This window comes from Vibrio splendidus, assembly GCF_002873455.1.
Classification (GTDB): domain Bacteria; phylum Pseudomonadota; class Gammaproteobacteria; order Enterobacterales; family Vibrionaceae; genus Vibrio; species Vibrio splendidus_J.
Map to the genome: position 1 here is coordinate 47710 of NZ_MCUN01000051.1, position 11947 is coordinate 59656.

General features: G+C 42.8%; 9 protein-coding genes. 5 read left to right on the plus strand and 4 right to left on the minus strand.

All coding sequences use genetic code 11. The features are described 5' to 3' along the window. Positions 1-410 precede the first annotated feature (410 nt). Positions 411-2054: a methyl-accepting chemotaxis protein gene (locus BCU75_RS20945; RefSeq protein ID WP_076677416.1), complete on the plus strand. Its 1644-nt coding sequence runs from the start codon at positions 411-413 to the stop codon at positions 2052-2054. Between the two features lie 142 nt (positions 2055-2196). On the opposite strand, the gene BCU75_RS20950 is transcribed toward BCU75_RS20945, so the two are convergent. Together BCU75_RS20950 and BCU75_RS20955 are read right to left on the minus strand one after the other, a co-directional pair. Next, positions 2197-3090: a lipase secretion chaperone gene (locus BCU75_RS20950; RefSeq protein WP_102474971.1), complete on the minus strand. Its 894-nt coding sequence runs from the start codon at positions 3088-3090 to the stop codon at positions 2197-2199. Between the two features lie 39 nt (positions 3091-3129). Next, complete coding sequence (locus BCU75_RS20955; RefSeq protein ID WP_076677412.1) at positions 3130-4071, minus strand: lipase family alpha/beta hydrolase; 942 nt, start codon at positions 4069-4071, stop codon at positions 3130-3132. 562 nt (positions 4072-4633) lie between these two features. Between BCU75_RS20955 and BCU75_RS20960 the strand changes: the two genes are divergently transcribed. After that, the gene (locus tag BCU75_RS20960) at positions 4634-5881 is read left to right on the plus strand and encodes an SGNH/GDSL hydrolase family protein (RefSeq protein WP_076677410.1); all 1248 of its coding nucleotides are present in this window, start codon (positions 4634-4636) and stop codon (positions 5879-5881) included. A 168-nt stretch (positions 5882-6049) separates the two neighbouring features. Here the strand turns inward: BCU75_RS20960 and BCU75_RS20965 are convergent, their stop codons facing one another. After that, entirely contained in the window at positions 6050-7381 is a 1332-nt protein-coding gene (locus BCU75_RS20965; RefSeq protein WP_004732064.1) for a DEAD/DEAH box helicase, read from the minus strand. Positions 7382-7742: 361 nt separating this feature from the next. Between BCU75_RS20965 and BCU75_RS20970 the strand changes: the two genes are divergently transcribed. Next, positions 7743-8009 (plus strand): Lpp/OprI family alanine-zipper lipoprotein, encoded by a 267-nt coding sequence (locus tag BCU75_RS20970; RefSeq protein WP_016767397.1) that lies wholly within the window; start codon positions 7743-7745, stop codon positions 8007-8009. A 182-nt stretch (positions 8010-8191) separates the two neighbouring features. Here the strand turns inward: BCU75_RS20970 and BCU75_RS20975 are convergent, their stop codons facing one another. Continuing rightward, complete coding sequence (locus tag BCU75_RS20975) at positions 8192-9262, minus strand: L,D-transpeptidase family protein (protein WP_102474972.1); 1071 nt, start codon at positions 9260-9262, stop codon at positions 8192-8194. Between the two features lie 348 nt (positions 9263-9610). On the opposite strand from BCU75_RS20975, the gene deoD reads away from it, so the two are divergent. Further along, positions 9611-10321, plus strand: coding sequence for a purine-nucleoside phosphorylase (deoD, locus tag BCU75_RS20980; RefSeq protein ID WP_004732072.1), 711 nt, complete (start codon positions 9611-9613; stop codon positions 10319-10321). An 80-nt stretch (positions 10322-10401) separates the two neighbouring features. Further along, positions 10402-11871: a lactate dehydrogenase gene (locus tag BCU75_RS20985; protein WP_102474973.1), complete on the plus strand. Its 1470-nt coding sequence runs from the start codon at positions 10402-10404 to the stop codon at positions 11869-11871. Positions 11872-11947: the final 76 nt, after the last annotated feature.

Here is an 11947-nt window from a genome sequence, read left to right on the forward strand (position 1 = left end):
CCCACTTTAGAATCCAAATATGACAGTTGTGTTTCACTTAATTGAAGCCTATATGACAACTGCAATTTATTTTCTCGCTTTTCCCCTACCAGATAGCCTTAAAGTAATAAATCGGCCTGATTCATAGACACTGAACATTCAATTCAACTTATTTAAACTAAACCGCTCAATATCTCACCACACCTTTCATGCCGAATACAACACAGAGTTCCGTGCCAATAACCCTATCTTAAAAAGGGCTAACGCCTTGTTTGTACAATAAATAATCAGAATTTATGAATTACCTATCGCATATATAAAAATAGCATCCATTACTGATTGAATTGTCATTCTCAATAGTTAGAATCACTAGCTAATAACAATAATAACAATTGCTTCTGCTCATTTACTTATTTAAAGAAGGACAATACATGCGACAACTTCTCAGTGGCTTATCTATAAAAATACAAATTCTTATCCCAGTGCTCTTTTCCGTCGTACTACTTTTGACAGGTGTCATTATCGGTGGTGACAAACTGGAAAATGCCTTCAAAGATGTATCAACAGCAACAGATCAACTCATTCTACATAAAGAAGAACTCAGTGAAATCGTCGACAACAGCTACGGTATGCGTATTAAAGCGATTTACAGCCTATTTAATGCGGACGATGTAAAAACACTGGTTGAAACGCTAAACCAAAAACGTGACCAAAATACTCGCCTACTGAATTCACTAGACACAGTGCCAGGCATGCAAGATGAAGTGGCGGCGATGAACAAGGCGATGAATCACTATGTCGACTTTTCTCGAACTACCATGCTCCCTCTATTAAGAGCGAAACACGGCAATGCATCACTCGCTTCAGATTTTGATAACCGCTACCAGATTGCAATCGACCAATACCGTCATGCAGGTAATGACATGGTGCAGGCAATCAACACGCTTTCTAAAAAGCTAAACCTGCTTGCCACTCAAGAAGTCGACATCAATGGCCAACAACACACCAGCACACTTAATACAGCAACCATTGCCTTGTTAGTGATTCTTTCTATCGCATTAGTCATCAGCTGGACGCTTGCTGGCATCATTGTGAAGCCGCTTAGCAATATTCAAGAAACCATGCGTGAAGTGGCGAAAGGTAATCTGTTGGTTAAAGCTGAAGAATATGGTGATAACGAGATATCGCGTCTTGCCCAAGACGTAAACAAGTCGGTTGAGCAATTGCGCGAGACAGTAAGCTCACTGTCTCGAATCAGTATCGAAGTAGCGTCTGCATCGACAGAACTAGCAGCGGTAATGACACAATCAAGTGCCAACTCAGACCAAGAGAAGCAAGAAGTGGAACAGGTTGCTTCTGCCGTGAACCAACTAGAGAGCACAGCAGCACACGTTAACGAAAATGCAGTACAGGCCGACTCAGCGTCTAAACAAGCCGATCAAATGGCAACGCACAGTATGAGCTTGTTCAATGAAAGCAACCAAGCCAATGAGCAAATGGCGATTCAGCTGAGCGAAGCGGCAAACGTTGTAGGCACGCTAAAAGAACACTCAGAACAGATTGGTAACGTGATTGAGGTGATTCAAAGCATCTCTGAACAAACCAACCTTCTTGCGCTTAACGCAGCGATTGAAGCGGCTCGCGCTGGAGAAAGTGGTCGTGGTTTCGCGGTTGTTGCTGATGAAGTAAGAATGCTGGCGGCACGCACCCAAGATTCAACCAAAGAAATCCAAGCGATTATCGAAGGCTTGCAAGTTCAATCGGGTAATGCCAATGAGAGTATGAGCAGTTCATTGTCGATGTTAGAGCACAACCAAACGCTCTCGGGCGAGGTAAGCACAGCCCTTTCTGGCATTGCTAACTCAGTAACCGACATGACGGAAATCAACACTCAGGTTGCCTCTGCCGCAGAAGAGCAAAGCCAAGTGACCGCAGACATCAACCGCAATATCTCAAACATCTACAGCCTAGTAAGCCAAAACGTAACTGGCATTACCCAAGCCGCTGCAGCAAGTCACGAGCTATCGAACCTAGCCGAGCAGCAAAAGCAGCAGTTGGACTATTTTAAGGTGTAAGGGCTTATGGTACAGGCTCTCAGATATAAACCTTGCCGCTAATATGTTAGGACTTACTTAGCATGCATAGATTGCAGTAACAGACCTTCATTATTAAGCCAACTATTGAGTCATCAGTAGTTGGCTTTTTAATCGCTAGACATTATTGACTAGACTCAGCAGCTCTGATTCTCTCAATGGCTTCTACCCTTCTAAGCTGCTGGGGCTGAAAATGAGCTTCTCGAAGCTGGGCAATCGTCTCTTTTTGTTCAATTTCAGAGAGTGCTGAGTCATTCAAAATGTCATTTCGTTCGACAAAGTAGACCTCTAAAGCTCCATCAAAGTCCGCCCTTTGTTGATCAAGTGCTTCGAGCCTCTGCGTCGCTTCTTCGCCAACCAGTTCGTTTCTCTTCAGGTATTTACCTTGTTCGTCTAGACCTTCTGAACTGAATAGCCGTGGGAGCAATACCTGATTTTGATGACTAGCTTGAACATAATCGGGTTGTTCCGATAGATAAGATTCAAGCCTTTGCTGATATTCCGACTCGTCTAGCCCTTCTTGTTTCAGAAGTAACTTTTCTAAAGCGATTTCCCTCATTTTATTGTCATGGGTAAACAGAATACTTATCTCGCTCTCACTGAAAAATTGAGTTTGAAGGTCAAGCAGAGCTTGATTCAGTGCGCGTAAGTCCTCTGCAGATATTGAGGTGGTGTCGAATTGAACATCCAATGCTGTCAGTGCCGACTTGTACTCAAGATACTTTGCGAACAATGCTTCATCGACCACCGCGGCTTGTGATTGCTCGTGATGTTTTGCCACATTGTCACGAATCTCTTCGAGGGTTAATTCTGTATTGCCTGAGACGAAATATTCCATCATGTCTTTAGTTGACGCACTATCGATTGCGGTGTCTTGCTGAGAGCTAACTTTCAATGAAGAAGCGCTTTGTTCGTTGTTATTATATGAACTTGTATCTTCCTTCTTTAGATATAAAAAGACCGCCGCTGTGCTCATCAGGGCTATCGTGGTTATCGACAAAATGGCGGTCTTTTTCATCATACTTTCCTTGTTCTCTTTATGAATGGGCAGTGCAACTTAAAGGCCAGCCAACTTCAATCGATTAGCGTGTTGGCGATATAGCGTCACGGGATCAGTCTCAAAGAGATGATGGATACCCAACAACCCATTAATCTCGTCTAGGTGGTTCATTTTGTAATCATCACCAATCACTTTGCCCAAATGCGCGCTACATGCGCCCACTAACCCGTCATTAGGTTCATTAAAGGCTAAACCAAGGATTGTCATCGCTCCGTCGGTAGGATCAAGAAGGTTGGTAAAAGTGGAAGACCCTGTCCATGAATAGTAATAAACACCGTTATTGGCTTGCCATTCACCATCACCACATTCTGACGTCGGTACGCCTTCAGGGTAAAACTGATTGAATGCAAGCGAGCCTTCGGTGGTCAACGCTTCAAGAGAAGCAAGGCCATCTTGATCAAGATCCGTCCCGCCAGATAATAGGTTGATGAGCGTAGTCAACCCACCAGCCAGCTTAACCGCAATACCTTCCGCGGTTGAACCTTCCGATACAGTTCCACGCACGAGATCAGCGACTTTCGAGCCTTTATGAACACCACCAATGCTCGTCACCGAAGCAACCAAATCAGGACGTACTGATGCCACATAGCGCGCTGTTGGTCCGCCGTGGCTGTGACCGACCAGATTGACCTTACTTGCCCCTGTCGCGGCTAACAGTGTTTCAACTTGAGCCAACAATTGCTCGCCACGGACTTCAGAGCTATTGGTCGCTGATACTTGCGCTACATAGACGCTCGCACCATCTTTGGTTAGGGATTCAGGTACGCCATAGAAATAATCGACACCCGCTAATGTATCGAAACCAAACAGACCATGTACCAACATAATGGGGTATTTCGTTTCCGTATATCCGCTGACTTCTAATGCAGATGCGCTCGTTCCGGCATAGACACCAAAACTGGATAGACAGGCTATCGTCCAAATTAATATCTTTTTCAATGCTCTTTCCTTAAACAGATTAGACCTCTGATGAGTAAAGAGAACCGTAGTTGATGATTTTATAAAACAGAAAATATCAACTCGATATTTGTGATATTGAACTTGAATTAAACAGTTGTGATGAACATTAGATAAATAGAACCAGACCAAACGCCGACACCATAAGCTATTGATTAAATGCCATTTAATGAAAAACATCAAGCTACAACTTCAATTGTCTTAACCAAATATAACCTCGAAATTTATAGGATGGTTCATCTCGTTTAGATCTACGACGGTGAAATGGCGAGTCATAACTCACTGAAATCGAATATTTAATGATAAATCTCTCGCTTTGAGTTGCTTGTTTTTCAATCAAAAAGTCGTTGGAAGTTTGATACTTATGCCAGTTATCAAACACTAACAACCTGAATGTGTTGACGAAAATTATTAATATTAGATATAGGTCGTACCAGATATTTACTTATCCACTTATCAACAAACAATAGGCAACAAACAATAGCAACACTCAACAAGCAACAACGTTTTGTTTGGCTCACTAAATATAAAAGAGAATACAGTGATGAAAAATACGGCTTTAATACTCGCGTTAACCATACCGTTTGGGGCATATGCTGCAGAAGACTCAATACCCACACCAGAATCCATTACATCTGCACAAGTCTTCAGCACGCAGGGGTCAGAGACCTATTCTTATGTCCGATGTTGGTATCGAACCGATGCATCACACGACTCTGCAGCCACGGATTGGAAGTGGGCAAAAAAAGAAAACGGTGACGATTACACCATCAACGGATATTGGTGGTCTTCCGTTTCTTTCAAAAACATGTTTTACAGTGATGCCCCACAATCTGAAATCAAAAAGCGTTGTGAACAGACTCTCGGCATCCAACATGACGCAGCAGATATTACCTATTTTGCCGCAGACAATCGTTTTTCTTACAATCACTCCATCTGGACCAACGATAACGCTACTCAAGCCAATTCGATTAATCGCATTGTCACTTTTGGTGACAGTCTCTCTGATACTGGGAACCTATTTAATGGCTCTCAATGGGTTTTTCCAAATGCGAATTCATGGTTTTTAGGGCACTTTTCAAACGGTTTGGTTTGGACTGAATACTTAGCAAAAGCCAAAGATCTTCCTCTTTATAACTGGGCCGTAGGCGGCGCAGCAGGTACGAATCAATATGTAGCATTGACAGGCGTTCAAGACCAAGTAGCGTCGTATTTAACTTACATGAAAATGGCTAAAAACTATCGCCCTGAGAATTCACTATTTACTCTAGAATTCGGCCTAAATGATTTCATGAACTACAACCGAGAAGTCACCGATGTAAAAGCAGATTTCAGCAGTGCTTTAATTCATTTAACAGAATCTGGCGCCAACAACATTTTGTTGTTCACATTACCTGATGCTACAAAGGCACCTCAGTTCAAATACTCGACTGAGCAAGAAATCATTAAAGTTCGTGGCAAAATCTTAGAATTCAACCAGTTCATCAAATCCCAAGCTGAGTATTACCAAGGTATGGGGAAAAACGTGGTGCTGTTCGACGCGAGCGCACTATTCGCCAGCATTACCGACAATCCAGAACAACATGGTTTTCGAAACGCGAGTGATGCTTGTCTTGATATCAATAGAAGCTCAGCAGCTGACTATTTACGAAGCCACAGCTTAACTAATGATTGCGCGACCTATGGTTCAGACAGTTATGTATTCTGGGGCGTTACACACCCAACGACTGCCACTCACAAATACATCGCAGACCATATCTTGGCGTACTCGTTCTCGACGTTTAATTTCTAGCTAACGAGCTCTTTTCAGTATCATCAGATACCGTCTGCAAATATGAGAAACAAAAAATTTGGACAAAATACAGATACAAAAAAACCGCCATCACCGGCGGTTTTTATTTACGTCAACTTTTATAAAGATCTGTTTTTATAAACATCGACTTTAGGTCACGCGAGATGATTACTCATCATCCACTTTTGGTGCGACTTTCTTCTTAGGGATAAACACGGTATCACCCACCGCCACATTTTGGTGGAAGCTCTTATCGCGCTTAACTGGTTTCTTCGGTGTTTTCTTAACTTGAGTGCTGGTCTTCTTCTTCGCAGGTCCGCCTTTAGCAAAAGCAGGTTTACGAGGCTTAATACCTTTGAATTTACCTTTCAAGCCTTCAAGCACAGAGAAAGTAAGATCTTGTTGAAGGTAAAGCTCAACACGCTTAAAGCTGTCCCAGTCTTTTGGACCAACCAAAGAGATTGCATCACCTTTGTTACCCGCACGACCAGTACGGCCAACACGGTGCACGTACTCTTCTGTATGCTTAGGCATATCAAAGTTAATAACGTGGCTTACGTTTGGAATATCGATACCACGCGAAGCAACATCGGTTGTTACCAAGATCTTGTAAACCGCACGCTCGAACTGGCTCATGATGGCATTACGTTGCGTTTGGTTTAGGTTGCCGCTCAATGCAACTGCTTTAAGCTTCTTCTCGTTTAACTTATCCGTTAAACGATCAGTATCGGCACGAGTTGCAGTGAAGATCATCACCTGACGGTATTCGGCTTCTTCAATCACACGATCTAAAATCGCTTCTTTGTGATCTAGATGGTCACACAGGTAGAACTTCTGAGTGATATCAAGGTGCTGTTCGTTAGAAACACCAACAGAAATACGCTTAGGTGCGTCTAGCATTTCATTTGCAATGCCATTCACTTCCGCGTGATCAAGCGTCGCAGAGAACATCAACGTTTGACGACGACGGTGTTTAGCTGCATTCGCAATGCGACGTAATTCAGGTGCAAAACCTAAATCCAGCATACGGTCAGCTTCATCAAGGATTAGCGTTTCAACACCATCTAAAAACAATGAGCGGTGCTCAAGGTGATCCGCAAGACGGCCTGGAGTCGCAACAATAAAGCGAGGGTACTTACGCAGAGCTTTAACTTGGTCGTTAAAGTTTTCACCACCTAAGATAAGTGTGGCTTCGTAAGACAGACCACCAAGCATGCTTCGCAGTTCGCCGTAAACTTGCTTTGCTAGCTCACGAGTAGGAGCCAAAATTACACCACGAGGATCTTTAGCAGAAAACGCTTTGGTTTTTAATGCTTTGTGTATCATTGGCAACACAAACGCCAACGTTTTTCCTGATCCCGTTTTTGATGAAGCCAATAGATCCTTACCGGCAATAGCAACAGGGATCGCTTTTGATTGGATCTCTGTCGCTTTCTTGAAGTCGTAATGTTTTAAGTTCTTCAGTAAGCGGTTATCTAAGCCTAAATCTTTAAAGTGCAAAGGACTCTCCAGTCATGATGGTATTGAATAAAATTAATTTAACGTGACATGATACCGCGAAAGTACTTTATAAGGATAGAGATCACAGTAAATTTATCCTTATATCTCAAGTTGCCTAGGATATTGTATGCACTGGCACTAAAGGGATAGGTCTTCCAAATAAGGCAAAAATTGATTCTAATCCCGCCATCTCACAAATGAGACAGAACGTGATGCTTAGCTAATTACCTCAAAAATTTAGCAATTTCTTTAGTTATTGTTTTTGCAGTTAAAAAATTAGTCGCTACAATCATTAATGAAGCGACTATATGATAAAGAATGTATAGCGCATCTTTTGATGATAAATAAGCAAGGAGTTCTTATGAATAAGACGTTAATCGCAGCTGCAGCCTCAGTTTTCATTTTAGCTGGTTGTTCTTCTGAGCCAGAAGAAGCTGCAATGTCAGAAATGGATCAATTGACTAACCAAGTTGCAGAACTAAGCAGCGAAGTTGAAGCGCTTAAGAGTGACAAAGCAGCCGCTGAAATGAAGGCTCAAGAAGCATCTGCAGCCGCTATGGCAGCAAAAGAAGAAGCGGATCGAGCTAACGATCGTATCGATAACATTGCTGAGTCTTACACTAAGTAATAAAGACATACGCAATTAAGCTGTAGATTATATCAGTCGCAAAATGCAGTAAATTGATAGCACCACCTCCAAATAGAGGTGGTGTTTTTTATTTGGGATAAAGAAAAAAGAAAGGATAAAAAAAGTGAGAGAAAGTAAACAGCAGTGATGCTTTTCAAAGAACCTTTCCAACTAAAACCTAATCACAGGTGGTGCGGTGGTGCTATCTCAACCGGCACACCATTTTGAGCAAAAATAACCGCTTTAGCCTTCGAATTTGGCAAATCAGCATCTTCAAGCCACCATTGTAGTTCAACCGGAATCTGCAACGCCTTCTTAGAACCATCACTTCGCGTCAATGGTTCATGCGCTTCAACAAACACACTTCTATCGGGTTCTAAAGAGACTTTGATCGGTTCATCAATGATTGTGACTTGCTCACCGCGGTTAACCTGTTCAAAAAGCCATTCAATATCTTTCGGTTCCATCCGAATACATCCGGAACTGACTCGCAAGCCTATCCCAAAATCTTTATTGGTACCGTGGATCAGGTAATCACCTGCACCATAAGCAAGTCGTAATGCATACTCGCCCAAAGGGTTTTCTGGCCCAGCTGGAACAACTCTTGGCAACTCAATCCCTTTTTCTAAGTACTCTTTGCGGATTGAGTTTGGAGGAGTCCAAGTCGGGTTTGGACGTTTTTGGCTTATCTTAGTGATCATCTCGGGAGTATCACGCCCTACTCGACCAATACCGACAGGGAATACATGCACCTGGTTTTTCTCAGGCTCAAAGTAGTACAACCTCAACTCTGCAAGGTTAATCACAATGCCTTTTCTCGGAGTATCCGGCAGAATCAAACGACTAGGAATGCTTAACACATAACCTTCAGCAGGAAGAAAAGGATCAACTCCTTTGTTTGCCGCCATTAAAGAGAGAAAGCCAATATCGTATTGCTTTGCAATGATGGCCAAGGTTTCACCCGCGACCACTTCATGCTGTTGTATTCTGCCCACAATACGACTTTCAGTTGGTGGCAACTCAAAGGTTGCAGCAAACACCCACGACGAAACCATACCGCCAGCAAGCAAAATTACTACCTGAGCAAGTAAAGCAGATCTCACAGTAAGCAACGTAGTTCTAACAGTAATCAGTGTGGACTTAACAGCAATCAACGCTAGCTTATGTAACTTTGTCTTAGTCTGTAATTGTGTTTTCGTCTGTAACGGTGTTGTCATCGAGTGCAAAGACATCGAGTTAGCGCAATACGACATACAATTCCTTGGTTTGTCTCTTTATCAAAGTTTAGATTATCGCTGATCAAACATCTCTACAACGTATTGTTGCTTCGAAGATAATATGCAACAGATTTAAATTTCGAGCTTTCTCTTTGAATATGCCGCAATTTACCCAATACAAAATCGATTGCCTTTACGCTTTCAACATATTTGGTTATCAATATTAATAAAACTATAATGGCAAAGCCATTTTGTGACTAAAGTCTCATGGAGCCTCGTTTTAACTCGCTAATATTGCCTCAACAAAACGAATTCAATTCAACAGAATCGGTAATTGATTAAATCCTGTTCCTATCATTACCGTTTAAACTTTGGAGAACGACCATGGCTACACCTCATATTAATGCTCAAGCTGGTGATTTCGCAGAAACAGTACTTATGCCGGGCGACCCGCTTCGCGCAAAATACATTGCAGAAACATTCCTTGATGACGTGAAGCAAGTGTGTGACGTTCGCAACATGTTTGGTTACACAGGCACTTACAAAGGTAAGAAAGTTTCTGTAATGGGCCACGGTATGGGTATCCCATCATGCTGCATCTACGTACACGAGCTTATCGCTGAATACGGCGTAAAAAACGTTATTCGTGTAGGTAGCTGTGGTGCGGTACGTGACGACGTTAAACTAATGGACGTTGTAATCGGTATGGGTGCTTCTACAGACTCAAAAGTAAACCGCATTCGTTTCAACAACCACGACTTCGCTGCTATCGCTGATTTCGGTCTTCTAGAAGAAGCTGTAAACCAAGCACGTGCACAAGAAGTTCCAGTAAAAGTTGGTAACGTATTCTCTGCAGACCTTTTCTACACTCCAGAAGCTGACCTTTTCGAGAAAATGGAAAAGCTAGGCATCCTTGGTGTTGACATGGAAGCGGCTGGTATCTACGGCGTTGCTGCGGATCTTGGTGCTAAAGCACTAACTATCCTAACAGTGTCTGATCACATCATCCGTGGTGAGAAATTAAGCTCTGAAGATCGTCAAAAATCTTTCAACGACATGATGAAAGTTGCTCTAGAGACTGCAATCAACATCTAACGATTTGATAAGATACATTGAAAAGCGTTACCCCGCAGCCAAGCTTACTTGGCTGCTCAAATAATCCCGAGGGGGAGATCGTGTCTAACGACAAGCTGCCAAAAGATGCGGATGGTTTGCAACTCAACTTTTGTAAAACATTGGCGTGTGACAACTTTGGCTTGAGCGATGCAAAACGGTATGTTTTGCAACACGCAAACCCCAAGCGTCCAGCGATGGTTTGTCGTGAATGTGGAGCTTTCCCCCCCTTACTTAACAATCGTGAAGTGTTAAGCGAACTTCATCGCCTAAGACAACTTCACAGCGACGGGCTCCCTGCTTGTCGTAATAATGATTGCGATAACTTCGGTTTATCGGTTCATACCCACAAACATCTTTATCATGCCTTCGGCTACAGTGGTGATAGGCAGCGTTACAGATGCAAAGACTGCCAATCAACCTTCGTTGACAAGTGGTCTGGATCCAATAAAAAACTTCAGTTTCAAGAAAACCTCATGGGCTTATTGTTCATGGGTTATTCCGTACGTGAAATCTGCAGAAAATTAGAAATCAACCCAAAGACTTTCTATGATCATGTTGACCATATCGCGAGCCGTTGCCGTCGTAAATTAGCGATGATCGATGCACGATGGGTTAACCATGCAAAAGATTATCAATTCGCTTCTCACTATCAACGTCTACAACCGCAAAGCAACAATGGTGTGGTTTGGATAGCGACTGGTGAAGCGCATTCTGGCTACATCCTTTGCCAACACGTCAACTATTCTCAAAACGAAGTGCCTTCAGGGAATGCTGATCATAATCCTTACGATGATATTGCACGTTTTGTATCCAAAGAGCACTCGTCAGAAGCGAACCTAGAACAACCTCAGCCATCTGACAAGTTGAAAGAGCGTATTGAACAGCAGTACCAAGTAATTCTAGCGAGAGGTAATGTTGAGGACCCTATGGGTAACCTCACCACATTTAACTACCCTTCAAAAGGCGCGCTAATTCGACCGCCTTATACCTCTTATGCTCACTTCCTACATGTGCTTGATATGTGTAATGAAGACAAACATGTCACCATCTATATGCCACAAGATCCATTACTAAGATCTGCCGCTTTAAGTGTCTGTTTGCCGCGCATTCAGCGTCAAAATATTGACCTTATGTATGTAGAGGAAGATTCTGGCTGGCAAGACGATCACGGTTTCGAAAAGATCGATATCGTTCACATGAGTTGGTGGCGCGATCGTTGGGCTATCGCAAATCAAGGTGATAACCAGAAAGGCATTTGCTACCTAACGGGTAACAATCCAGAACCAAAACAGTGGTTTAACACCGCCTCAATTCAGCAAACCAAGTTCTATCAACAACGCTTCCAGCTGCTATTTGATAGCTTCATTAATGAACCCAGACGCAAGCTTCGTCCTGGGGGCATTCTTCCATTACTCGACATATTTAGAGCTTGGCACAATCTGTGCTACCAAGATAAGCAAGGGCTCACGGCAGCGCAGCGCTTAGGTGTAGCAGAGCTGCCATTGACCCTAAAGCAACTACTCTCATAGAAACGGACCTCTAGACAATTATTTGGGAACTCATTGATTTTAAAGCAACAACATGAGGTAACACCCATAATTGGAA

What these genes read in the sequence shown, in the direction of transcription:
- BCU75_RS20945 (WP_076677416.1), top strand. Translation starts at nt 411, where the DNA reads ATGCGACAACTTCTCAGTGGCTTATCTATAAAAATACAAATTCTTATC.
- BCU75_RS20950 (WP_102474971.1), bottom strand. Translation starts at nt 3,090, where the DNA reads ATGAAAAAGACCGCCATTTTGTCGATAACCACGATAGCCCTGATGAGC.
- BCU75_RS20960 (WP_076677410.1), top strand. Translation starts at nt 4,634, where the DNA reads ATGAAAAATACGGCTTTAATACTCGCGTTAACCATACCGTTTGGGGCA.
- BCU75_RS20970 (WP_016767397.1), top strand. Translation starts at nt 7,743, where the DNA reads ATGAATAAGACGTTAATCGCAGCTGCAGCCTCAGTTTTCATTTTAGCT.
- BCU75_RS20975 (WP_102474972.1), bottom strand. Translation starts at nt 9,262, where the DNA reads ATGTCGTATTGCGCTAACTCGATGTCTTTGCACTCGATGACAACACCG.
- deoD (WP_004732072.1), top strand. Translation starts at nt 9,611, where the DNA reads ATGGCTACACCTCATATTAATGCTCAAGCTGGTGATTTCGCAGAAACA.